Here is a 23,386-nt window from a genome sequence, read left to right on the forward strand (position 1 = left end):
ACGCTGAATCTATATCGGGGCTGCATTCTGAATGCGACATAACACGCACCAAGAAGGAAATTCAATGCATACCGCTCCAGATCTACCGATCACGGAACCCAAAACAACGGGACTTGTAGGAAGATACAGAACCGAACTGCTTTCTGGCCTTACAGTCGCTCTCGCCCTGGTACCAGAAGCCGTCGCCTTCGCCTTTGTCGCGCAAGTGCATCCGCTGGTGGGGCTATATGCTGCCTTTATTGTCGGCTTGATTACTGCTGCATTTGGCGGTCGTCCGGGCATGATATCCGGCGCAACTGGCGCCCTTGCTGTCGTGATGGTTTCCCTGGTCGTAACCCACGGGGTCCAATATCTTTTTGCCACTGTAGTCCTGATGGGCATTCTGCAGATACTTGCCGGCATATTCCGGCTGGGGAAATTTATCCGTATGGTCCCCCATCCTGTTATGCTTGGTTTTGTCAACGGTCTGGCCATTGTTATTTTCCTTGCCCAGCTTGGACAGTTTAAAACAGCGAATGCGGCAGGGGAACTCGCCTGGATGACAGGTACCCCCCTGTTCTTGATGCTGGGACTTGTTGTGCTGACTATGGCAATTATCTGGGCGGCACCGCGTCTGATTAAAAGCGTACCAGCCCCCCTTTTGGGTATCTTGATAGTTTCCATCCTTGTAATCGGGTTCAATATTGATGTGCCCAGAGTTGGTGATCTCGCTTCTATTAAAGGTAGCCTCCCAACTTTCAGCATTCCTTCTGTTCCGTTCACACTGGAAACACTTTGGATCATTCTGCCATATAGTGTCATCCTGGCTGCCATCGGCCTGATTGAGTCCTTACTGACCCTTAATCTTGTTGCTGAAATGCTGGAGAGCCACGGCAAAACAAGCAAGGAATGTCTGGCACAAGGGGCCTCAAACGTTGTGACTGGATTTTTTGGCGGCATGGGTGGTTGCGCTATGATTGGTCAAAGTATGATCAATGTGAAATCTGGTGGCCGTACGCGTGTTTCAGGCATTGCTGCAGCCTTATTCCTACTTGTCTTCATCCTTTGGGGATCGCCCCTGATCGAGCAAATTCCGCTGGCGGCTCTGGTTGGCGTTATGTTCATGGTTGTAATTGGCACATTTGCTTGGTCCAGCTTAACCATCCTACACAAAGTCCCAAGTCATGACGCTTTTGTAATCATTCTGGTAACTGCCGTGACGGTAGCAAGTGATCTTGCGGTAGCTGTTGTAGTCGGAGTTATCGTCTCTGCACTGGTTTTCGCATGGCGTGCGGCCAAACGGATTGACGTAGAAACAGAGATCAATACCGAAGGCACAAAGATTTACCGCCTGTCCGGCCCCCTCTTCTTCGGGAGCATTGCCAATTTTCAGGAAATGTTTAGCCCCAAAGATGACCCTGAAGATGTCGTGATCGATTTCATCAACAGTCGGGTCTGGGACCATTCGGGTCTACAGGCTATTGATACGCTTGCCGAACGCTACAGTCGCCGTAACAAAAAACTGCACTTGCGGCACCTTAGCGCTGACTGTAAACGCCTGCTCGACAAAGCGGGCAGTATGGTTGAACAGATCGAAGCAGAAGATCCTGATTACGGTATTGCGGTCGATTACGGTGACAAGTTCGACAAAGAATAGCTGTCACCTGTCTGACAGATCCTCAAACAACAAAAGGCCCCTTATCAGGGCCTTTTTCTTTATACAGTCGCGTCACATAAAATACATATGACGCGCTTACGCAGATGCGATATATTCTTTCAGTGCCTCTGCTTCCTGTTCTGTTTCATGCAGACGTTCGTTGACTACATCACCGATCGTTACCATGCCAACCAACTTACCGCCCTCAACAATGGGGACATGGCGGATGCGCCGCTCAGTCATCATCTCCATCAACTGACGGACAGTGGTGGTGGTTGCACAGGTCGTTACACTTTTTGTCATCAAAGTGGAAACATCGTCCTTTAAAACGTCACCACCCCGTATAGCTAACCCCCGCACAACATCGCGTTCAGAGATTATACCAGCAATTTTATCCCCATCCATGATGGGAATTGCACCAATCCTTCTTTCACCAAGGATTTTAGCCACATCAGACACAGTACACCCCACCTGCAAAGAGATGACCTCATCCCCTTTGGTTTTTAAAATATGGCTGACAGTCATAAACAACTCCCTTTTTTCCTATAAATAGCAAATAGAACATGGCTTTCAGTGTCCACAGAGCAGGTCGTCTTGATCTTGTACTAACGTCTTTTTCCCTTAAATCTTGCTTCCTTGCTCACCTATCACTGGAAAATACCTCCAATATTGTCAGATTTTCACCATCCCCATGCGACAGTATGCCTCTTTTTCCTATCTTTGGCAAAAAGACTGTGACTATAGAGATGGAATTGCTTAGTTTTTAGTCGCTTTCGAGAGGAGACCGCTATGTATAAAACAATTTTCACCGCAGCAATTTTATGTCTGATCCTGATCGGCGTGGGTTTTTGGGCGTTGGATGTTTATGAAACCACCAAGGAAGTAGAAGTAACCGGACACGGAAAGTTTGCTATGGGACTGGGCGTCGTCTTCACCTCGCTGATAGGTTTTGTCTTGATGGGGCTGCTTTTCTTCTCAAACCGTCGCGGGCATGATAAAGACGTGCACAGCTTTTCTATTGATGAAGAAAACGAGAAATACTAAATCAACACCGTATGTGTACCCTAATAAAAGGCAGTCAGTAATTCATGTCTGAACTTCAGGAATTTTTCGCGCTGGTAAAGGACGTCTGGCAAAATGGCGTCTATGGATATGACATTGGCGAAATTCTCATCGCTATTATCATATTCCTGGGCTTTATTATCTTTCGTCGTGTCTTTACCTATATTGTTATCAACCGCGTTAAAGGCTGGGCAAGCAGAACAAAAACTGATGTAGATGATGCTATCATCGACGCAGTAGAGGCCCCAATTAACTTCATTCCCATTGTCATGGGGATATTTTTTGGGACCAGTTACCTGACATTGGATGCTGCTGGCGATCAGTTTGTCGCAAATATAAATCGGTCGCTTATTGTCTTTACAATTTTCTGGGGACTGGTTCGTGCGTCTTCACCGGTAAGTGAACTGCTTGAAAAGGCAGACAGCTTTTTAACGGGTGCAATGATCACTTGGCTTTCAAAAGCCATTCGCATTGCTTTTGTCCTGCTCGGTGCAGCGACAATCCTGGAGATATGGGGCATCGAGGTTGGACCGCTAATTGCCGGCTTTGGCCTTTTTGGCGTCGCTGTTGCACTGGGTGCACAGGATCTCTTTAAAAACCTGATTGCTGGCTTGTTCGTCATTGGCGAAAAGCGTTTCCACGCAGGCGACTGGATTCTGGTCGAAGGGATTGTCGAAGGGACCGTAGAGCATATTGGCTTTCGCACCACCACCATCATTCGTTTTGATAAATCACCGGTGTATGTCCCAAACGCAAAACTGTCAGACAATGCAGTCACAAACTTTTCACGCATGTCCATGCGCCGCATCAAATGGGTGATCGGTCTGCGCTATGACAGCACAGCTGCTATGTTACAAACTGTCCGGGACGGCATCGAAACGTATCTGACCGACAACCCCAAATATGCCCAACCCAGTGATACCTCCACCTTTGTCAGAATTGATAGTTTTGGTTCAAGTTCCATTAATATTCTCTTGTACTGTTTCACCAAAACAACCGATTGGCTGGAATGGCTTGCAATCAAGGAAGAGCTTCTGCTGGAGATCAAAAAAATCGTTGAAGATGCAGGAACAGACTTTGCATTCCCAAGTCAGTCACTATATCTGGAAGCTATTCCCGGAGGAATGGACCCGGCGCCAATACCGGGTAACAGTCCAACCATGCTGGAGACAAAAGAATGAGAGACGACGTAATAATTCGCACCACACCAATGCCGTCTGACCTGAATGTAAATGGTAATATCTTTGGTGGTTGGGTTCTGAGCCAAATGGATATTGCTGGTGGTGTGGTCGCTGCCCGTATCGCAGACGGTGCCGTTGCAACCGTTGCAATCGAAGGCATGAAATTCCACGCACCGATCCTGCCTGGCGATTTAATCAGTGTCTACGCGCACGCGGAAAAAATAGGCCGTACATCTATCACTGTGGCAATCGAGGTAGTAGCCGAAGCGCGTACCCGTGGTGCCGACGAAATCAAGGTAACTGAGGGCAAATATATTTTTGTTGCCGTCGACAAAGATGGCCGCCCGCGTCCTGTGCCCAGTTCACAGAAAACAGTTTCAATCTAACCTGGCTGAATAGGGTCCAAGATAACAGCTGCCAAGCCTGAGGGTAAGGCAGCTTCTTCTTTTGCTATATCAGGACGCATTATTACTGATAATGCCCGTACGCTCCAACTCGGCTGTGCAATATCTAGCAATTGTATCCAACAGTTGACGATTGTTTGCGTCCACTTCATTCCGCGACAGCTGCATCGTCAAATTTAGATATGTTTCCATATCCAGTCTTTTTTCAAACTCTTTTACCGTACAATCACTTAGCGCCTCGCACACGGCTTCACCAAAAGCCGGTACGCAGTCCTTCATGATACGCTGCTTGTCTACTGCCAACAGATCTTGCGGAATATTCTGTGCTGCCACCGGCACCGAGCCTGAAATAATAATGCCTACAGCAGCCAAAAGGTTTAAATTTTTCAACACGTTCACAGTCCTTTGATCAATTTGATGCATTTTGCCTCTCGACAATAGTCAAAAGCAACCACATATTCTTCCAAACATTAGTAAACTGGAAAAAGGACAGTAAAATGGCGACTGCTACTTTTGGCGCTGGATGCTTTTGGGGCGTCGAAGAATTATACCGCACAACAGATGGTGTAACTTCAACCTCTGTCGGATATATGGGCGGCACAGTTGATAACCCAACCTACGAACAGGTCTGCACCGACACAACGGGACACGCCGAAGTCGTCCACATAGAATATGATCCAGACGTCATAGAATACGGCAAACTTGTTGATATTTTCTTCGACAACCATAACCCGACAGAACTGAACCGTCAGGGACCAGACACAGGCACACAGTATAGAACCGTTGTTTTCTATCATGATATGGAACAAAAAGACGTCGCACAGCAGAAGAAAGAGGAAGTCATCGCGTCTGGTCGTTTCAAACGTGATGTCGTGACACAGATTGTTCCGGCTGAACCCTTCTGGCCGGCAGAAGAATATCATCAGCAGTATTTGAAAAAGCGCGGCATGACCAGTTGCCACATCTAAATGAAATCAAGTTACTTCAAATAAAAAGGGGCCCAAGACGGCCCCTTTTCTATGAGCATACTATTATGCGCAGCTGCGACAGGTACCGTGCAATTCCACAGTTTGGGACGATATTTTAAACTGCGCACGCTTCGCTGCCAGCTCAATTTCCCGGGTCATCTGCTCTGATGTTACCTCTTCAATACCGGAGCAGGAATCACAGATTAAAAACTGACTGACATGGCTTTTGCCTGGGTGCGGGCAACCAACATAGGCATTCAGGGACTGGATTTTATGGACGAAGCCTTCTTCCATCAAAAAGTCCAGCGCACGATAAACGGTTGGCGGCTTGGCTGACCCGCCTTCAGCTGCCAATTGATCAAGTAAATCATAGGCTTTTACAGCTTTATGCCCCTGCCAAACCATTTGTAAAACCTGACGCCGCAACTTGGTAAACCGTGTTCCGCGTTCTGTACAAATGCGCTCTGCTTCATCAAGAGCATCCTGAATACATGCGTTATGATCATGACTTTCGTGCACGAGTAATTCCCCTAATTTTCGACAATCCTATCGACTTTACTCCCTCGGGTAAACAGTGAATTCTGAAAGTCTCATATCCCCTGAAATGACTATTGTTTGAAAAAAATAATCTTATGCGAGATTTCATCAAACACCAAGGTCACGCCCCCTGAACAAGCTATTGCCTTGACGGCATCAATGGTGTTTTATACCTTAACAAAAGGTAAATATGCCACGGTTTGCGGGGAAGAATCGAGTCGACTTTAATTGCTGTAGGCAAGCAGAAAAGAGACGTTCAGATATGGAAACCAAGTTCGACGCCCTGGCTACTTTCGAGAACATTACCCATACCGGTGATACCAAACAACCGCAGGAACTACAGGATGCAATCATCAAAAATCTGACCGCGATTTTTGATCCACTTCCGTTTGGCTATATTATCCATCATTCTTCTGGCATCAAGTTCGCGAACAAAGCAGCCTGTGACATTCTTGAAGTCGATAAAGACAGCATCCTGGACACCTATTTCATGAAATATGTGACCTCTAATGCGCAAGCGGATGTCAAAGCACTCTTTCTGCAGGCCTTCAAATCTGGTGCAAATAACGAATTGCGCGAGATCAGGATCCCCCAAAAGGACGCAGAATCCAGAATTGTTGATGTTACAATTGCCCGCTTGCCTTGGGACGGCAAAGGCACACCGCTTGTACAGTTAATACTGGAAGACAATACGGAACACCTGCGTAAAGAAGCGCAGTTGGTTCAACTGTCCTCCCTTGATCCGCTTACCGGCGCGCAAAACCGCAGAAGTTTTACTGAGTATTATGAACGTGTCTTCAACCTCTTTAAAGGCGATAGTTTTGGACTGATTTTGTTTGACCTCGATCACTTCAAGAAAGTCAATGACACATACGGCCATGAAGGCGGTGACATGGCCCTGCAAATAACTGTCGTATGCACAGAAGCCATTCTGGCCCGCAAAACCGTAGAATTAAAACGCGATCAACAACGCCCTATGCTTGCACGGGTCGGCGGAGAAGAGTTTGCAATCTTCATTCCCCATGCAGACTTGCCAGAAACACTTGAAATAGCAGAGTCGGTAAGGGAAGCAATCGCAGAGCAGGAAATCATAACACAGTCAGATACTTTTCAAATCGCGGCGAGCATGGGAGTTGCCAGTGCAACGTTTGATAAGCCGCGTCTGGACGAAGTAATGCGCCGTGCAGATGCTGCCCTATATGCTGCGAAAGAAGGTGGCCGAAATCAGGTTGTTGCCGCACAAGACGACCATGCTGCCCCTCCTGAAGCCCAGCGTATCGCCCGGGCGGCTGACCGTCCCAAACTAACCGGAACATAAGTTGATACTGGGTGGTTAATGCTTGGTCACTGATTTTACTATTTGATCTGATGGGGAGCAAAAAGACCTGCTTCGTACCGCATGAACAGCCTTTAGGCGAGACCACTGCCCTTGGGGGCAAGTGTAACCTGCCGATGTGTGGCAACAGAGAGTATCAAGCCATATGCTATCAGCCATGTTAGCATCGCAGACCCGCCCCAGGAAACCATCGGTAGTGGCACGCCAACCACTGGCATAAGTCCCATAACCATCGCAACATTGATCAACACATATAAAAACAGCGTGATTGAAAGGCCGCTCGCCAGCAAGCGACCAAACTGACTGCGTGTACCAATACCGATTAACAAACCGTACAGTAATACAATTGTATATAAACTAAGCAGTATAACAGCGCCTATCAGGCCAAATTCTTCTGCCAAAACCGTGAAAATAAAATCCGTTTTCATTTCAGGCAAAAAGTTCAGCTGACTTTGCGTTCCTTGTAAAAACCCTTTTCCAGTCATGCCCCCGGACCCAAGCGCAATTTTTGACTGCGTTATCTGATACCCTGCACCCAAAGGGTCAGATTCTGGGTTCAGGAATGTTAAAACGCGGTTCTTTTGATAGTCGTGCAGAAACTGCCATCCGATCGGGATCGCAGCCGCAACGACCACACCGGCACTTACAAACAGCCAGGCAGGCAGACCAGCCAAAAACAAAACAGCTGCACCGCCCGCAACAATCATAAGAGATGTCCCAAGATCTGGCTGGCGTACCACCAGAATCATCGGAACAATCAGAAGAACTGCGGGAAAGACCAAGCTAACCAGACGCCTGCTTTGATAAAAGTCACGACCATGGAAATATCTGGCCAGTGCCAGAACCACCGCGATTTTCATTAACTCGGACGGCTGGATACGCATAAATCCAATATCAAGCCAGCGTTGCCCGCCCATACCGACTGCGCCAATCACTTCAACAGCCAGCAACATGGCCACGCCGACAACCCATGCAGGATACGCAAGTGCCATCCAGATACGAATATCCGTCACAGCAATCATCAACATCAGGCAAACGCCCATCGCCAACCTGACAGACTGCGCAGCTGCCCATGGTTCCCAACTTCCACCAGCGACAGAATAAAGCATCACAAGCCCCGCACCGGCAATGGCAATATTTGTCAAAACAATAAACCAGTTCAAGCCAATAAATTTCTGGAAGATGTTCCGGTCAACCCGGCGAACGCTTAAAGATTTCTGCACCATGTTACACCTGCTCGCCTTCGCTTAAAGCTGCTGGCTTTCTATTCAGAATCTCCAGAGCTTTATCCATCAGGTCACGACCGATAGGTGCGGCCACCTTGGCGCCTCCGCCCCCATGCTGCACTAAAACTGCAACTGCAAACTTAGGGTCTTCGACCGGTGCATATCCGACAAACAGCGCATGATCACGTGCATTCCACGGCAAATCTTCATTATCCAGTACCCCAGTTGTCCGCCGTTCTTCCAGTGTAATACGCCGCACCTGGGCTGTACCAGTTTTTCCTGCCTGCTTTGGCATGTCTTTGGCACGCCTATAGTCGTGGGCAGACCCTCTCAGCTCCATAACCTTTTCCATGCCGCGACGCGCAGACCGCATATGCAAGGGGTTTACATCCATTGACCGGAAGTCAGACCGTATGCCCCTGTCTTCTGCAGGCAGTTCCCCTACTCCCAACAACTGTCGTGTCAGACGCGGCATGATCTCTCTGCCACTGGCAATACGGCTTGTCATCACTGCTAATTGTAGCGGTGTGGCCAAAAAGGCGCCTTGCCCAATCGACACATTGAGTGTTTCCCCTAAATACCAGGGCTGGTTCATAACGGCACGTTTCCAGCGCCGGTCTGGCACCAGACCTGACCGTACCCCTTCCAAATCAATATCAAATGCCTGCCCCAGGCCAAAACGGCGGGCCATATCAGCCAGGTCATCAATATCCATCTGTTCTGCAATTTTGTAGAAATAGACATCGCAGCTCTGGCCGATAGCGTCCAACAAGTCCAGTTTGCCGTGTCCACCCCTGCGCCAGCAGTGAAATATCTGTTTGCCCAGCCCATGGCGGCCATTACAGAAAAACTCTGTCTCTGGCGTGATTATTCCTTTTTCAAGGGCGGCCAGTGCAACCACCATTTTAATAGTAGATCCCGGTGGATAGACCCCTGCAAGTGACTTGTTCAATAGCGGTTTACGCGGATCTGACAGAAGCGCATTCCAGTTCTCTACGCTCATGCCTTGTGTGAATGCATTGGGATCAAAAGTCGGCGCAGATGCGAGCGCATGTATCTCCCCTGTTTCCACAGACATTACAACCGCACCTGCAGAAGCCTCGCCCAGACGTTCCGTTGCATATTCCTGCAGTTCCAGATCAATCGTCAGCGCAACATTACCGCCGGCCTCACTTCGCTCCCTACCCGGAAGCTCCCGAATTTCACGACCTACGGAATTCACTTCAACGCGTCTTGTCCCCGCCATGCCGCGCAGATGATCCTCAAAACGGCGCTCCAGTCCCTCCCGACCGACTTTAAACCCAGGCAATTGATAGAGAGGATTTAAAGAAACATCATCCTCGCCAGGCGACGCAACATACCCAACTAGATGAGAGACACTTTTCCCGGCCGGGTAATCACGGGTAACGCCAGCGTCTGGCAAAATACCCGGCAAATCATGCATTTCTGCGTTTATTCTGGAAAAGCTCGACCAATTCAAATTCTGCTTTAACGTGACAGGAACAAATTTGCGCTGTCGTTTGATCTGACGTTCAATGCGAACAATCTGCTTTTCTTCCAGATCAATAATGCCGCTGATCTCTTTCAGCGTTGCCGAAAGGTCTGAGGTTTGTTCAGGGATAAGAAAAACCCGGAAGTCTTTCTTGTTGGTTGCAAGCCTGCGCCCTTTTCTGTCGAGTATCTCACCGCGTTCCGGCGCAATAAGACGCAGACTGATCCGGTTTTTATCGGCCCGCAACTTATATTTGTCGCCTTCCTTGATAGATAAATAATATAGCCGTCCACCAAGAATAGACATACATACAGCCTGCACACCTCCGACAATGAAGGCACGGCGCGAAAACATATGATATCGAAGTCCTTCGCGGGTTACCATGGAAGCTTACAAAAACGCCTTTCTAAAACGACCCAGCAGCAAGGCTACCGGAGCATATGCAAATAGTGTCACCAACCACTGTGTCAGATGCGGCACCACGGGCCACATTTCTCGGTTGATCATAGACATTAATGCCCAGGACATAGTGTATAATACCACGGTCAAAAGCCCAAATGTCCCCCACTGGAAAACTGCACTTTTTCCTCTGTAATGCTTTAACTGATTCAGAACAAAAAATCTGGTTAAGACCAGCATTGCCATATTCATACCCAGCGGCACATCCAACCATAAGTCCAGCATAAAGCCCACAAAGGCACAGGCACCGTACGGCAATAGCAAGGGCCTGTAGGACATATAGTAGAACACTGAAATCAGCACTAAATGTGGCATGGTCACATTTGCTGCCCCCGTCCCGATCGGCAGCAACATAATTATTGCCATCAGCAGGGTGATCAGCAGCGGTATAAAGCCCGGCAGTCCAAACCGCGTCATATTGGGGCGAAGGTTTTTCATGACCCTGTCTCACCTTCTGGCTGCGCAGGCGCTGCCGTCTGTTCATCAGGGCGAACAGCCTCCGGTGGCAACGTCTGATAATCCAGAACCCGAAGAAAATCGAGACGCGTCATAAGGGCCGTAGTTTCAACAAATATCTGACCATCAACAACCGAATGCACTGTTCCAACAGGGATATTCGCCGGAAATGCACCACCGTGACCAGAGGTAAACAGTTGCTCCCCTACTGCTGGGATCTTATCTTCATTCATAAAGGTCAATTTCAGCAGTTGGCTGTTCTGGCCTTCGATGATTGCCAATATGCCAGAGCCATCAATACGGACAGGGACCCGGCTATTCAAATCAGTGATCAGCAATACCCGGCTAGACATATAGCCAACATCAAGCACACGTCCCACAAGGCCCTCTTCATTCACAACAGGCGCATTGCGGCGGATAGTGTCTTTTGACCCCGCATTGATGAGTATGCTGCGCTCAAAAGCACCGCCACCAACACCGACAACACGCGCAGTTGCAAGCGCCGGAATATGAGAAACTGGCACCTTCAACATCCGGCGCAGGCTTTCATTTTCCCGCGCTAATTGCTGTGCAGACGCCCGCCATAATTTCAGGCTTTCATTCTCTTCCCGAAGGCTTTGGTTCTCCAGAAAGACATCGGATACGCCGGCCAGACGCTCAAATAGCTTCTGACTGGCATCAATAGGCTTTTCAAGAAGGATCAATACCGGAAGGACAATATCATTGGCATAGGCACGTATTACCCGCGGCGCACCAGCTCCAAAAGCTTCCAGTGTCATAAGAGTGGCGGACAGCGCGATATAGAAATAGAAGACAAGACGTCCCTTACCCCCGACACGCTGCATCGCCCCTATAGGGGTTCGCGCAGTTCTCGAACTGATTTCCTGCATAACCGCCCCTGCTCTACCAAATGGTCAGCCCTGGTTTCAGTCAACCCTGTTAATGTCTAGTAGCTTTCGTGCAAAACCAGACGGTACTGTGGATCTTCAAGTGCTTTGCCTGTTCCCAGGGCAACACATGTCAGCGACTCCTCTGCAACAGACACAGGCAACCCTGTTGCCCGCCTGATTGCAGTATCCAGATCCTGCAAGAGCGCACCACCACCGGTCATGATAATACCCCGGTCCACAATATCGGCAGCAAGTTCAGGTGCCGTTTGCTCAAGCGCTACCTTAACACCTTCGATAATCTGAGACACAGTTTCGCTTAAAGCTTCCGCTACATGGGACTGATTAATTTCAATCTCTTTAGGAACGCCATTGACGAGATCACGACCCTTGATCGTAATACTTTCACCCACACCGCCATCAGGTACAATTGCGATACCGATTTCTTTTTTGATACGTTCAGCAGTCGCCTCACCAATCAGAAGATTGTGGTTACGGCGGATATAGGCGATGATCGCCTCGTCCATTTTGTCACCACCCACGCGAACAGACGTAGCGTAGACAATGCCACTAAGCGAGAGAACCGCTACTTCGGTCGTACCACCACCGATATCAACTACCATAGAGCCTTGCGGCTCCAGCACAGGCAAGCCAGCACCAATGGCGGCTGCCATAGGCTCATCAATCAGATACACCTTTCTTGCCCCGGCCTGCTCTGCAGAATCCTGAATTGCCTTGCGTTCAACAGGTGTTGATCCAGACGGTACACAAATCACCACCTGCGGGCTTGCAAATGATCTATTGTGTACTTTCTGGATGAAATGCTTGATCATCTGCTCTGCAACTAGGAAATCTGCAATTACACCGTCCTGAAGCGGACGGATTGCCTGAATACCACTTGGGGTCCGACCCAGCATTAGCTTTGCCTCGTCCCCAACGGCAATAACCCTGTCACGGCCGTGTTCACTTTTGATCGCAACAACAGAAGGTTCATTCAGAACAATGCCGCGGCCCTTAACATAAACAAGTGTGTTGGCCGTACCTAGGTCAATGGCCATATCAGACGAAAACATCCCAAGTAGTCTGGATAGCATGTAGTGCCTCTCATTTTTTCAATAAATAACGTCCCCATCGGCCCATTCCGGGACCAAGACTCTTTTTGGTTATGGGACACTTATGAGCCTTAGACAAGAGATTGCTCACAGGAAAGAGGCGATAAAGTGATCTTTTTTGCAAAAAGACACGAATTGGCAAAAATAGGCTGACTTTGACTTCCCTAAACGGGTCAAAATTGACCAAATTCCAGATCAACATTCTTTATATATGAAAGAATCACTTTTTTGCTTGCCGCCCCTCGCCAGGGCACGCACACAACAGTACATGAAAAACGTCGCCGCCACCGAAAGTGAGACAGCGACGCAACATAGTCTAATGACCCTATGCGGTCAGTGCTTCTGGTGCAGTTTTCTCCCGCTTAACCAAAAGTTTGTTAACAGCAGAAATATAGGCACGGGCGGCGGCTGTGACCGTGTCTTCATGTGCCCCCTGACCGTTAACAGTCCTGCCGTTTTCTTCCAGTCTGACTGTACATTCCGCTTGGGCATCGGTGCCTTGGGTCACTGCATGAACCTGGAACAATTGCAGATGCGGCTCCATCCCGGTAACAGTTTTAATGGCATTGAATGCAGCATCAACTGGACCAGAGCCATACACAACAACAGACTTGTCATCCCCGGCATCAGAAATGGTAATGTCGGAAACAGCCTTCCCGTCAGAGGATGAATATGTGTTAACCCGTACCAACTGGAACCGATTGGATGCAGTCGCTACCTCGTCATCCACAAGTGCGATGATATCCTCGTCATAGATATTTTTCTTACGGTCACCCAATTCTTTAAAGCGGCGGAAGCAATCGTGGAATGCATTGTCGCCCAACTGGTACCCCAGTTCTTTAAGCTTATCTGCGAACGCATGACGACCAGAGTGTTTGCCCATAACAAGAGTTGTTTTGGTAACGCCCACACTTTCAGGTGTCATAATTTCGTAGGTTTCCGCGTTTTTCAGCATACCGTCCTGATGGATACCGCTTTCATGGGCAAAAGCATTGGCGCCAACAATCGACTTGTTATTCTGTACACTGAACCCTGTAACCGTTGATACAAGACGGCTTGCGCGCATAATTTCTTTGGTTTCAATTCCGGTATGATACGGCAATACATCACCCCGGGTTTTAATCGCCATAACGATTTCTTCCATCGCGGCATTGCCTGCTCGCTCACCAATACCGTTGATCGTACATTCAACCTGCCGCGCACCGCCAGCAATCCCCGCCAGCGAGTTTGCAACGGCAAGGCCCAGATCATTGTGGCAATGTGTCGAGAAAATTGCCTTGTCTGCGTCTGGAACCCGTGCAATCACCGAACGGAACATCTCTGCATATTCGTCTGGCGTTGCATAGCCAACAGTATCAGGCAGATTAATCGTGGTGGCACCGGCACGAATTGCTGTCTCTACCGCCTTGCAAAGAAAGTCGATTTCTGTTCGGGTCGCATCTTCTGCGGACCATTCCACATTAGGGATCAGATTTCGTGCATGGCTGACAGATTTATGGATTGCCTCAATCACCTCATCGGGCTGCATCTGCAGTTTATATTCCATATGAAGCGGGCTGGTGGCAATGAAAGTATGGATGCGGCCGTTCGCAGCACCCTTTAATGCCTCAGCGGCGCGGTCAATATCACCGAGGGCGGCCCGAGCCAGCGAACAAATACTTGAATTCTGTATCTGTTTGGCAATTGCCTGCACACACTCAAAATCACCGTTGGATGCAATGGCAAAACCGGCCTCAATCACATCAACATGCATCGCTTCCAGAACCTCGGCTATGCGCAGCTTTTCCTCAAGCGTCATAGAAGCGCCCGGAGACTGCTCCCCATCGCGTAATGTAGTATCAAATATATAGACTCTGTCGGCATCAGATTGCGACATCTTCTTCATCCTTAGTAAATGTAAATAAATAGATTTTTTGTTACGGCTATACCCTTAAGCACCAGAACCCAGCCGTCCGTAGCCGTGTGCTTAAGGGCCTATAAGTCGGCCAGCACCTAGAAGGAGTAGAGACGCAAGTAGACCAGTGGATAGTAGAAGATACAAGCGTGCCTGCGCTTCCGCTTTTGCGGCGCGACTAATGGCAATAGCCTTGGCTTTGTTACGCTTGGTGTTCACTTTCACCATCCCTTCGAAATCAATTTTGTAATGGTTATCCAGAAGCCCCCTACTTGGCAAGCCCTATGTGCAGCTTTTTCATGATTTTTCACCTAATGTTTGCAGAAGGAGGAACAAAAGTTTACGGTTTTCATCTTCAATAGTAAAAATTCTATGAGTAAGGGGGGACTTCACCACTATGAAACCATTATCTAAATTACTGGCTGGCGCCTGTTTGCTGGCGTCGATGCAAGCATTCGCAGACGACGCAAAAACTGACATCCAACCACTGACCGGCTTGAAAGCCGAAGCTGCCAGCAGAATTGATAACATGCGCAAGGACACGCAGGTCATCATCGATAAACTTTTTTCATTCTCTGAACTCGGTTTTCAGGAGTTTGAGACCCAAAAATATCTAACTGCCCTGCTGCAGGAAAAAGGATTTACCATAGAAACCGGCGTATCCGGCATGCCGTCTGCATGGTGGGCCACATGGTCAAACGGCGAAGGCCCTGTGATCGCTTTGGGTTCTGACGTTGACGGTATCCCTAAGTCCTCGCAAAAACCAGGAGTGGCGTGGAAAGAGCCACTCATAGAAGGTGCACCAGGTCACGGGGAAGGACACAATTCCGGACAGGCGGTGAATATTGTAGCGGCCATTGCGGTCAAAGAACTGATGGAACGCGAAAACATCAAAGGCACGCTGGTGATCTGGCCAGGCATTGCAGAAGAGCTTGTAGCAGCAAAAGCATACTTTGCCCGTGATGGCCGGTTTAAGGATGTGAACGCGGCGATCTTCACCCACGTATCAAGCAATATGGCCGTTGCGTGGGGTCCAACGCGCGGCACTGGACTTGTATCTGTCGAATATACCTTTGACGGCATAGCCGCACACGGTGCAGGCGACCCGTGGAAGGGCCGCAGTGCACTTGATGCGGTAGAACTGATGAATGTCGCATGGAACTTCCGCCGCGAACATCTTCATCCGCTCCAGCGGTCCCACTATGTGATCGTAGATGGGGGTGACCAGCCAAACGTAGTCCCGTCAAAAGCATCTGTTTGGTATTTCATCAGGGAAATCACCGCCAAAAATATCCGCGAAAACTTTAATACATTGCAGCGGATCGCAGAAGGCGCGGCCATGATGACAGACACTACCATGTCCCGCCGGATCATTGGTGCCGCATGGCCCCGTCATTTCAACAAGCCCATCGCACTTGCAATGGCTGAAAACATCAAATCTGTCGGCCTGCCGAAATGGACAGAAGATGACCAGAAATACGCTGTCGCATTGCAGGAATTAATGCAGGCAGAAGAAAAAGACGGATTGGCAACCGAAGTACGCGGCATTATGGAGCCACCTGAAAAGCCTGTCAGTGGCGGGTCTGATGACATTGGCGATGTATCCTGGAGTGTGCCAACTGTAACACTGCGGTTCCCGTCCAACGTTAAAGGTCTGCAAGGCCACCACTGGTCCAGCGCCATGGCCATGGCAACTCCGATAGCCCACAAGGGGGCAACGGCTGGATCAAAGGTTGTTGCAGCAACGGTTATTGACATGCTGACAAAGCCTGACCTTTTGGACGAAGCATGGACATACTTTAAGGACGAGCAACTTAAAGACATAACCTATGAGCCGTTTATTTCTGCAACTGACAAGCCCGCGATTGAGAAGAACGAAGCAATTATGGCGCTGTATAAAGAGCAGTTAAAGAAATTCTATTATGACGAAACCAAGTATGACAGCTACCTGGAACAGCTTGGTGTAGACTATCCTGCCCTGAAAAAACCGGAATAGTTTCTTAAAGACTTAACCAGCCTGCGTATTCCCGTAGGCTGGTCATACCCCGCATATAGCTCACACTGTACCACTTGAGAAAAGCAAACATTGCGCTTTTCGCTTCAAGGCTTATATAAACATCACAAAGTCTGGCCCTTGCGCACCTAGCTTGTGCATATAGCAGCCAGCAGACCGCTTATATGCCGAAGGAGCCCTTATGACTACTCGCTTCACCTTACCTTACTGGTATGATCTGCACACCCACTTCAGACAGGATGCAACATTGCAGGCAACTGTAAAGGCGCACGTAGAGATGGGGTGTATGGGGGCGCTTGCGATGCCAAACACCAAGCCACCTGTCGGCAAAGTATTCGCGTCAGAAAAAGTAGCAGACTATATAAGTGTTGAAGAATACAGGGATGAAATCCTAAAGGCAGCGGACGGTGCATTCGAGGAGGTAATCGTCCCCCTTTACATCACCCGCGACACAACCTCTGAAATGATTGAATCAGGCGCCAAGGCCGGCGTGCTGAAAGCCTGTAAATACTATCCACCCCACGGCACAACCGGCGCAGACTTTGGCGCACCATTTGATATGTTCATCCAAAATGGTGTTTTCAAAGCCATGGAAGAAACCGGCGTTACGCTGTGTATCCACGGGGAAGAACACGGCCTGGACGGGGACAGATATTTTGACCGCGCTGAAAATGCAGAAGAAATATTTTACCGTGAACAAATGCCGCGTCTGCTGGAACATTTCCCACGATTGCGTTTCGTTGGCGAGCACCTGACGACCAAAGTCGGGGCTGATTTTATCCTGGATGCGCCTGATCACGTAAAGGCCACAGTAACGCCCCAGCACCTGATCTACACAGTTGGAGATCTGGTGAAAGGACTTAAATACCATTTGTATTGTTTGCCGCTGGTGAAGTTCGCAGAAGACCGTCAGGCACTGCGTGATGCCGTTACATCGGACAGGAATACGAAGTTTTTCGCTGGCACAGATAGCGCACCCCACACACAGAAAACAACGCCTTGTGGCTGCGCCGCTGGTTGTTATACCGGCGGCATTGCCCCTCAACTATATGCACAAGCCTTTGAAATGTGTGGGCTGGACCTTGCTACCACTGGTGCGCAGGAACGCTTTAAACGCTTCCTGTGCGATATTGGTCAAGGGTATTATAATCTGCCGGCACCTACCAAGGAATTCACCTTGGAAAAACAGCCAGAAACACTTTCAAACCTGCAGATTGACGGACAAACCATTGTGCCGTTACCGCTTGGTATGGAAACTGATCTGCCCTGGCGTATTGCTGCACTGTAAACAACGAAAAGTGCACGACCACAAAAAGGAACGTGCACGTTTTTACGGCGAATTATTTGGGGCGGGCTTCAAGGACCGCCTCGACTTCGCGGCGATCACTTCCTTCATACCTAACCTTAATACCACGCCTGCGATCAGGACCGTAATAATCTGAGGTGCGGACAAACACCCGCGGATGTTCCAAGTTAAGCTGGATATGCTTCATAATCGTATTAGCCGATACCGGCTTAACCACAATGGCATCCACACCGGCGTTCAACATTTCGAAAAAAATATTTTCTTTGGGTCGGGAACACATTCCGACAAGAATGGCACCAGCGCTTGGGTTTTCCTCGGAAGTGCGCATGGCACGGGCAAACTCGCGGCCCCCGATGGGCTCCATGCCCCAATCTGCAATTACCACATCATATTTATGGCTTTTCAGATGCTCTAGCGCCTTTTTAGGATCATGATCAATAGTAATGTTTGTAATACCAAACGCCTGCAATTGCGAGGAATAAAGCCTGGACAAATGAAAGTCCGTATCTGCAATCATGACCTGCAAAAACTCGACTGCTTTATTATTGATGACTTTTTTACTAGAAAACACGAAATTATCCTGAAACTTTATTTACTTTATAAACATACATGTACACTGACACCGATAGTGTCAAATAAAGATATAAAAAAGTGGCCAAATGCATTGGCCACATGAATAGTTTAAGTGCTTGTAAGGTCTACAGTCTAGTTTTTAGACTTGTCTACAAGTTGGTCCTTTTGCATCCACGGCATCATACCGCGCAGGCGCGCGCCAACTTCTTCAATTGGGTGCTCACCCTCAATCTGACGGTGTGCTTTCAGTTCCGGGTTGCCGGCAGCGTTATCAAGCATAAAGTCTTTCACGAAACGGCCTTCCTGAATGTCCTTCAGAACAGCTTTCATCTCTGCTTTCGTCTCATCAGTGATAATGCGTGGACCAGTTTTATAGTCACCATATTCCGCCGTGTTAGAGATCGAATACCGCATGTTAGAGATACCATTCTGATAAATCAGATCCACAATCAATTTTGTTTCGTGCAGACACTCGAAGTAAGCCATTTCTGGCGCGTATCCGGCTTCTACCAATGTTTCAAATCCAGCCTGAATAAGCTTGGAAATACCGCCACACAGAACGGCCTGCTCACCAAACAGGTCAGTTTCGCATTCTTCGCGGAAGTTTGTTTCAATCACGCCGGAACGACCGCCACCAATTGCAGATGCATATGACAGAGCCAGGTCATGTGCACGGCCAGATACATCCTGATGAACAGCAATCAAGCACGGTACGCCTGCGCCAATCTGATACTGGTTACGAACAGTGTGACCCGGGCCTTTTGGTGCAACCATTGCAACATCAATGTCTGAGCGTGGCTCGATCAAGCCAAAGTGAATATTCAGGCCGTGAGCGAACAGAATAGTTGCGCCCTCTTTCAGATTAGCATGCAGATCATTCTTGTAGATTGCTGCCTGATGCTCATCTGGCGCCAGGATCATCACAACATCAGCAACTTTTGCAGCTTCGGCCGCGGTCAGGCATTTAAACCCAGCTGCTTCAGCTTTCGCACGTGTTGCAGAATCTTCACGCAGAGCGACGATAACTTCCTTAACACCGCTGTCTTTCAGGTTACATGCGTGCGCATGGCCCTGGCTACCGTAACCAACGATAGCAACCGACTTGTCCTTAATGAGATTAATATCAGCATCATTATCAAAATATACACGCATGGTCATTTCCTTAGTATTTTCGGGTGCATATACCACCCGCCGTGTTTTCATAGGGTATAAAGTATATTAAATGTTACAGGCCAGTAGCACCGCGCGACAGAGCAACAGCCCCGGTACGCGCAACTTCTACAAGACCCAAATCTTTCATCAATTCGATAAAGGCGTCAATTTTACCCGCCTGCCCTGTCAATTCGAAGACAAAGCTACAGCTGGTGCTGTCGACAACCCGAGCCCGAAAAACATCTGCAAGCCGAAGCGCTTCCACTCGTTTTTCGCCTTCACCGGCAACCTTGATCAGTGCAATATCGCGGCTTACATGAGGCCCCTCGATGGTCAGGTCAGCCACTTTGGACACTGATACAATCCGATCCAATTGAGCTTTAATCTGCTCAATAATCATCCGGGTACCAGACGTCACAATCGTGATACGGGACCGCTGGCTCTCACTGTCAACTTCCGCCACGGTCAGGCTCTCAATATTATAGCCGCGGCCGGAAAACAGACCGATAACTCGCGCAAGCACCCCTGCTTCGTTATCCACAATCAGACTAATGGTATGATGTTCAATAGTTCCTGTTTCATTCATGGAACCACATCCTCTTCTTACATCGTATAGTTAGTTGAATTTCTTCTTATTCTTTTCGGAAGGCCTGGCATATGGCACCAAACCCTCCTGAATACTGGCTTTCCTGATCAGACCATCGCGATGACGGAATCATCCTTTGGTTCAATCTCATCGCTGGACAGAATAATCTCGGTATGCTTAGCCCCTGCTGCAAACATCGGGAAGCAATTCTCGAGTTTAGCAACGCAGCAATCAACGACAACAGGACCAGGAGTTTCAACCATTTTTCTGATGGTGTCATCCAGTTCATCAGGATGACTAACCCGAAGCCCCGTGCAACCATATGCCTCTGCCAGTTTCACAAAATCAGGCAAACTATCCGAATAGCTATGCGAATAGCGACCATCATAGTTCAGATCCTGCCACTGGCGCACCATGCCCATATATTCATTGTTCATAATGAAGATTTTGACATTGGCGTTATGCTGAACGGCTGTCGATAATTCCTGGATATTCATCTGGATAGACGCATCACCGGCAATACAGATGACCAAACGGTCTGGGTCGGCAATCTGTGCACCGACTGCGGCAGGGAAGCCGTATCCCATGGTTCCCAAGCCACCAGACGTAAGCCAGCGATTTGGTTTATCAAACCCGTAGAACTGGGCAGCCCACATCTGGTGCTGACCAACTTCTGTACTGACCACAGGGTCCAGATGTTTTGTTAATTCATACAGTCGCTCTAGAGACTTCTGCGGCATGATAACATCGTCCTGATCTTTATAGGACAGACATTTACGATCCCGCCACCGTTCTATCTGGTTCCACCACGGCGTCAGGTCTGGCTGTGTTTTGCTGCCATTCTGGGCATCCCATTCAGCCAGCAGCTGTTTCAAAATCACACCTGCATCCCCGACAATAGGCAAATCCACATGTACATTTTTATTGATAGAGGAAAGGTCAATATCAATATGGATTTTGAACGAACCCGGTGAAAACTGTTCAATATTACCTGTTACACGATCATCAAACCGCGCGCCCACGCATACCATAACATCACAGTCATGCATTGCGTGGTTTGCTTCCCAGGTGCCGTGCATGCCCAGCATACCCAGAAACTGTTTATCTGATGCCGGGTAAGCACCAAGCCCCATCAGGGTATTCGTAACAGGCGCGTTGGTTTTCTTAGCCAGATCATAAAGACTTTTAGATGCCTCTGGCCCCGCATTGATAACACCGCCTCCTGTATAGAGGATCGGACGTTTTGCTTTGCGAAGCCGTTCGATGGCCACTTTAATAGCAGCATCCTCACCAACAGTCTGTGGGTGATAGGTTCTGTGCTCGGCCTCATTAGGGCGGATATATTCTGCTTTTTCAACCTGAACATCTTTTGGCAGGTCAATAACAACCGGTCCCGGGCGACCATTTTCAGCAACCCAGAAGGCTTCATAAATAATCTTCGGTAGTTTCGCCGTTTCTTTCACCAGGTAGCTGTGCTTGGTGCATGGACGTGTAATACCCACGGTATCAGCTTCCTGGAAGGCATCATTACCAATCAGTGCGCGGGCAACCTGCCCTGTCAAACAAATCAAAGGAATACTATCAAGCATGGCGTCCGTCAGCCCGGTCACGGCATTTGTTGCCCCAGGACCACTTGTCACAAGCACAACGCCAGGCTTGCCAGTTGTTCTCGCGTACCCCTCTGCTGCATGGGTTGCGCCCTGTTCGTGACGCACTAGAATGTGGCGGATTTTATTCTGCTTGAACAGCTCATCATAAATCGGCAGGACTGCGCCCCCCGGATAGCCAAAGATCGTATCTACCCCAAGCTCAGTCAGAGCCCGCACAATCATTTGTGCTCCGGATAAGATTTCACCTTTCTGCGTCGTCGAAGCATCGGTCGCAGCAGAGTCTGCGCTTGTGCTTTCTGATATTGTTGCCGTCATCGAACCAATTCCAAATACATAAATAAACATGTCCGCTGCCGAAACAGCGGCTTAAAATAGCACCCCAATTTCATATTAATTGGGGGCGCTCAAAGGGCGCCCCCGGGGGGTGGGTCTCGTCACATTGAGTTCTGATATGAATATTATCAAAACCCGGTTGTTGGCACCTGGGCTGGCTTGGTACCAACAAGCTAAGAATATTTTACAATAATTGCTCAGTCAATGTCTTTTTTAGTAATTTCATGCAATATTTCACAATATTTTGTTTCCATTTGTTGCGCGTCCACGCGATTCCAGTGAGAAAACTGGTTTCGGAACCATGTCAATTGACGTTTGGCAAATCGCCGTGTTTGCATTTTGCTATTTTCAATTGCATCCTCCAGGGACGAGTCGCCTTTCAGATACTCGATCAACGTGGGGACACCCAGTGCTTTCATAGACGGCAAATCAGCGGGCAGATCCCGCTCCAGAAAGGCCCGAACTTCTTCAAGCCCCCCTTCCTGCATCATTAAATCAAATCTAAGATCACAGCGCGCATATAACAAATCTCTAGGCCATGACAGCACGAGCTTCATAACATCCCCTTTTTGGTCCAATTCCCCCATAGGACCCGGCTTATGATTTTTATGAAACTCGCTTAGAGGCGTACCTGTAGCACGGTACACTTCAACCGCACGGCATATGCGCTGACTGTCTGCACTGGCCAATCGTGCTGCCGTGGCGGGATCACACTCAGATAATTCTGCATGTAAATGGCCAGGCCCATGTAAGGCGCATTCATCGCGCACTTGCTGCCTGACTGCCGCTGGTATTGGCGGTATTTCTGCAAGGCCGTCCACAAGAACTTTAAAATACATACCAGTGCCGCCTACCACAATTGGCATAACACCGTCGGCCCATGCTGATTCAATTTCGGCTACAGCATCTCTGCACCATTCAGCCGCCGAGTAGGCATCTCCACCATCAACCGTGCCGTACAAACGGTGCGGCACCTCTGCTTCTTCTTCCTTTGAAGGCCGTGCACTGATGACCCGCAAATCCTTATAAATCTGCATACTATCAGCGTTAATAATAACGCCACCTATGTCATTTGCCAGCCGTAGCGCAAGAGAAGACTTGCCGCTAGCGGTTGGACCTGCGATAAGAATAACCCGCGTCACGTGTGGCCTCTCTATATAAT

At 48.8% G+C, this 23,386-nt stretch carries 23 protein-coding genes; 8 read left to right on the top strand and 15 right to left on the bottom strand.

Annotation, left to right across the window (positions count from 1 at the left end; all coding sequences use genetic code 11):
- Positions 1 to 64: 64 nt before the first annotated feature.
- On the top strand, positions 65 to 1,636 hold the full coding sequence (locus IE181_RS13735; protein WP_191253905.1) for a SulP family inorganic anion transporter: 1,572 nt from the start codon (positions 65 to 67) through the stop codon (positions 1,634 to 1,636).
- A gap of 96 nt (positions 1,637 to 1,732) precedes the next feature.
- On the opposite strand, the gene IE181_RS13740 is transcribed toward IE181_RS13735, so the two are convergent.
- On the bottom strand, positions 1,733 to 2,161 hold the full coding sequence (locus tag IE181_RS13740; protein ID WP_191253907.1) for a CBS domain-containing protein: 429 nt from the start codon (positions 2,159 to 2,161) through the stop codon (positions 1,733 to 1,735).
- Positions 2,162 to 2,425: 264 nt separating this feature from the next.
- On the opposite strand from IE181_RS13740, the gene IE181_RS13745 reads away from it, so the two are divergent.
- The 3 genes from IE181_RS13745 to IE181_RS13755 are packed head-to-tail and all read left to right on the top strand — an operon-like array spanning position 2,426 to position 4,265.
- A complete protein-coding gene (locus IE181_RS13745) occupies positions 2,426 to 2,680 on the top strand; it encodes a hypothetical protein (protein ID WP_191253909.1) in 255 nt (84 codons plus the stop codon).
- A gap of 44 nt (positions 2,681 to 2,724) precedes the next feature.
- Complete coding sequence (locus IE181_RS13750; protein ID WP_191253910.1) at positions 2,725 to 3,879, top strand: mechanosensitive ion channel family protein; 1,155 nt, start codon at positions 2,725 to 2,727, stop codon at positions 3,877 to 3,879.
- Positions 3,876 to 4,265 (top strand): acyl-CoA thioesterase, encoded by a 390-nt coding sequence (locus IE181_RS13755; RefSeq protein ID WP_191253912.1) that lies wholly within the window; start codon positions 3,876 to 3,878, stop codon positions 4,263 to 4,265. The genes IE181_RS13750 and IE181_RS13755 overlap by 4 nt, the downstream gene beginning before the upstream one ends.
- A 69-nt stretch (positions 4,266 to 4,334) precedes the next feature.
- On the opposite strand, the gene IE181_RS13760 is transcribed toward IE181_RS13755, so the two are convergent.
- Positions 4,335 to 4,676: a hypothetical protein gene (locus tag IE181_RS13760; RefSeq protein ID WP_191253914.1), complete on the bottom strand. Its 342-nt coding sequence runs from the start codon at positions 4,674 to 4,676 to the stop codon at positions 4,335 to 4,337.
- A 104-nt stretch (positions 4,677 to 4,780) separates the two neighbouring features.
- Here IE181_RS13760 and msrA point away from each other — a divergent pair, with 104 nt between their 5' ends.
- The gene (msrA, locus tag IE181_RS13765) at positions 4,781 to 5,251 is read left to right on the top strand and encodes a peptide-methionine (S)-S-oxide reductase MsrA (protein WP_191253916.1); all 471 of its coding nucleotides are present in this window, start codon (positions 4,781 to 4,783) and stop codon (positions 5,249 to 5,251) included.
- Positions 5,252 to 5,314: 63 nt separating this feature from the next.
- Here the strand turns inward: msrA and IE181_RS13770 are convergent, their stop codons facing one another.
- Positions 5,315 to 5,770, bottom strand: coding sequence for a transcriptional repressor (locus IE181_RS13770; RefSeq protein WP_191253917.1), 456 nt, complete (start codon positions 5,768 to 5,770; stop codon positions 5,315 to 5,317).
- A 280-nt stretch (positions 5,771 to 6,050) separates the two neighbouring features.
- On the opposite strand from IE181_RS13770, the gene IE181_RS13775 reads away from it, so the two are divergent.
- Positions 6,051 to 7,106 carry a sensor domain-containing diguanylate cyclase gene (locus tag IE181_RS13775; protein ID WP_191253918.1) on the top strand — a complete coding sequence of 352 codons (1,056 nt, stop codon included), beginning with the start codon at positions 6,051 to 6,053 and terminating at the stop codon, positions 7,104 to 7,106.
- 92 nt (positions 7,107 to 7,198) lie between these two features.
- On the opposite strand, the gene rodA is transcribed toward IE181_RS13775, so the two are convergent.
- The 7 genes from rodA to IE181_RS13810 form a co-directional block, all read right to left on the bottom strand.
- A complete protein-coding gene (gene rodA / locus IE181_RS13780) occupies positions 7,199 to 8,350 on the bottom strand; it encodes a rod shape-determining protein RodA (protein ID WP_191253919.1) in 1,152 nt (383 codons plus the stop codon).
- Between the two features lies 1 nt (position 8,351).
- Positions 8,352 to 10,196, bottom strand: coding sequence for a penicillin-binding protein 2 (gene mrdA, locus IE181_RS13785; RefSeq protein WP_191253920.1), 1,845 nt, complete (start codon positions 10,194 to 10,196; stop codon positions 8,352 to 8,354).
- A 36-nt stretch (positions 10,197 to 10,232) separates the two neighbouring features.
- Positions 10,233 to 10,739, bottom strand: coding sequence for a rod shape-determining protein MreD (mreD, locus tag IE181_RS13790; protein WP_191253921.1), 507 nt, complete (start codon positions 10,737 to 10,739; stop codon positions 10,233 to 10,235).
- Positions 10,736 to 11,647 carry a rod shape-determining protein MreC gene (gene mreC / locus IE181_RS13795; protein WP_191253922.1) on the bottom strand — a complete coding sequence of 304 codons (912 nt, stop codon included), beginning with the start codon at positions 11,645 to 11,647 and terminating at the stop codon, positions 10,736 to 10,738. Before mreC ends, mreD begins: the two co-directional genes overlap by 4 nt.
- A gap of 56 nt (positions 11,648 to 11,703) precedes the next feature.
- The gene (locus IE181_RS13800; protein ID WP_191253923.1) at positions 11,704 to 12,738 is read right to left on the bottom strand and encodes a rod shape-determining protein; all 1,035 of its coding nucleotides are present in this window, start codon (positions 12,736 to 12,738) and stop codon (positions 11,704 to 11,706) included.
- A gap of 343 nt (positions 12,739 to 13,081) precedes the next feature.
- Positions 13,082 to 14,632, bottom strand: a complete 1,551-nt coding sequence (locus IE181_RS13805) for a 2-isopropylmalate synthase (protein WP_191253925.1) — start codon at positions 14,630 to 14,632, stop codon at positions 13,082 to 13,084.
- Between the two features lie 90 nt (positions 14,633 to 14,722).
- Entirely contained in the window at positions 14,723 to 14,869 is a 147-nt protein-coding gene (locus IE181_RS13810; protein ID WP_191253927.1) for a hypothetical protein, read from the bottom strand.
- A gap of 178 nt (positions 14,870 to 15,047) precedes the next feature.
- On the opposite strand from IE181_RS13810, the gene IE181_RS13815 reads away from it, so the two are divergent.
- Entirely contained in the window at positions 15,048 to 16,646 is a 1,599-nt protein-coding gene (locus IE181_RS13815; protein ID WP_191253929.1) for an amidohydrolase, read from the top strand.
- 199 nt (positions 16,647 to 16,845) lie between these two features.
- Positions 16,846 to 17,952 (top strand): amidohydrolase family protein, encoded by a 1,107-nt coding sequence (locus IE181_RS13820; RefSeq protein ID WP_191253930.1) that lies wholly within the window; start codon positions 16,846 to 16,848, stop codon positions 17,950 to 17,952.
- Positions 17,953 to 18,004: 52 nt separating this feature from the next.
- Here IE181_RS13820 and IE181_RS13825 read toward each other — a convergent pair whose 3' ends face one another.
- The 5 genes from IE181_RS13825 to miaA all read right to left on the bottom strand — a co-directional run bounded on the left by IE181_RS13825 (position 18,005) and on the right by miaA (position 23,366).
- Positions 18,005 to 18,541 (bottom strand): response regulator, encoded by a 537-nt coding sequence (locus tag IE181_RS13825; RefSeq protein ID WP_191253931.1) that lies wholly within the window; start codon positions 18,539 to 18,541, stop codon positions 18,005 to 18,007.
- Positions 18,542 to 18,675: 134 nt separating this feature from the next.
- Complete coding sequence (gene ilvC / locus IE181_RS13830; protein ID WP_191253932.1) at positions 18,676 to 19,746, bottom strand: ketol-acid reductoisomerase; 1,071 nt, start codon at positions 19,744 to 19,746, stop codon at positions 18,676 to 18,678.
- A 22-nt stretch (positions 19,747 to 19,768) separates the two neighbouring features.
- Positions 19,769 to 20,281 carry an acetolactate synthase small subunit gene (ilvN, locus tag IE181_RS13835; protein WP_191253935.1) on the bottom strand — a complete coding sequence of 171 codons (513 nt, stop codon included), beginning with the start codon at positions 20,279 to 20,281 and terminating at the stop codon, positions 19,769 to 19,771.
- Between the two features lie 107 nt (positions 20,282 to 20,388).
- Positions 20,389 to 22,206, bottom strand: a complete 1,818-nt coding sequence (locus IE181_RS13840) for an acetolactate synthase 3 large subunit (protein ID WP_191254267.1) — start codon at positions 22,204 to 22,206, stop codon at positions 20,389 to 20,391.
- Between the two features lie 215 nt (positions 22,207 to 22,421).
- A complete protein-coding gene (miaA, locus tag IE181_RS13845; protein WP_229819449.1) occupies positions 22,422 to 23,366 on the bottom strand; it encodes a tRNA (adenosine(37)-N6)-dimethylallyltransferase MiaA in 945 nt (314 codons plus the stop codon).
- Positions 23,367 to 23,386 lie beyond the last annotated feature (20 nt).

Source organism: Kordiimonas sediminis (assembly GCF_014656395.1).
Taxonomy (GTDB): Bacteria; Pseudomonadota; Alphaproteobacteria; order Sphingomonadales; family Kordiimonadaceae; genus Kordiimonas_A; species Kordiimonas_A sediminis.

Bases quoted from the DNA above. Each gene is read 5' to 3' on its own strand.
- msrA (WP_191253916.1), top strand. From the start codon at position 4,781: ATGGCGACTGCTACTTTTGGCGCTGGATGCTTTTGGGGCGTCGAAGAA.
- IE181_RS13840 (WP_191254267.1), bottom strand. From the start codon at position 22,206: ATGACGGCAACAATATCAGAAAGCACAAGCGCAGACTCTGCTGCGACC.
- IE181_RS13755 (WP_191253912.1), top strand. From the start codon at position 3,876: ATGAGAGACGACGTAATAATTCGCACCACACCAATGCCGTCTGACCTG.
- rodA (WP_191253919.1), bottom strand. From the start codon at position 8,350: ATGGTGCAGAAATCTTTAAGCGTTCGCCGGGTTGACCGGAACATCTTC.
- IE181_RS13745 (WP_191253909.1), top strand. From the start codon at position 2,426: ATGTATAAAACAATTTTCACCGCAGCAATTTTATGTCTGATCCTGATC.
- IE181_RS13820 (WP_191253930.1), top strand. From the start codon at position 16,846: ATGACTACTCGCTTCACCTTACCTTACTGGTATGATCTGCACACCCAC.
- IE181_RS13750 (WP_191253910.1), top strand. From the start codon at position 2,725: ATGTCTGAACTTCAGGAATTTTTCGCGCTGGTAAAGGACGTCTGGCAA.
- IE181_RS13740 (WP_191253907.1), bottom strand. From the start codon at position 2,161: ATGACTGTCAGCCATATTTTAAAAACCAAAGGGGATGAGGTCATCTCT.
- IE181_RS13775 (WP_191253918.1), top strand. From the start codon at position 6,051: ATGGAAACCAAGTTCGACGCCCTGGCTACTTTCGAGAACATTACCCAT.
- mrdA (WP_191253920.1), bottom strand. From the start codon at position 10,196: ATGTTTTCGCGCCGTGCCTTCATTGTCGGAGGTGTGCAGGCTGTATGT.
- ilvC (WP_191253932.1), bottom strand. From the start codon at position 19,746: ATGAAAACACGGCGGGTGGTATATGCACCCGAAAATACTAAGGAAATG.
- IE181_RS13815 (WP_191253929.1), top strand. From the start codon at position 15,048: ATGAAACCATTATCTAAATTACTGGCTGGCGCCTGTTTGCTGGCGTCG.
- mreC (WP_191253922.1), bottom strand. From the start codon at position 11,647: ATGCAGGAAATCAGTTCGAGAACTGCGCGAACCCCTATAGGGGCGATG.
- ilvN (WP_191253935.1), bottom strand. From the start codon at position 20,281: ATGAATGAAACAGGAACTATTGAACATCATACCATTAGTCTGATTGTG.
- IE181_RS13800 (WP_191253923.1), bottom strand. From the start codon at position 12,738: ATGCTATCCAGACTACTTGGGATGTTTTCGTCTGATATGGCCATTGAC.
- mreD (WP_191253921.1), bottom strand. From the start codon at position 10,739: ATGAAAAACCTTCGCCCCAATATGACGCGGTTTGGACTGCCGGGCTTT.
- IE181_RS13735 (WP_191253905.1), top strand. From the start codon at position 65: ATGCATACCGCTCCAGATCTACCGATCACGGAACCCAAAACAACGGGA.
- IE181_RS13805 (WP_191253925.1), bottom strand. From the start codon at position 14,632: ATGTCGCAATCTGATGCCGACAGAGTCTATATATTTGATACTACATTA.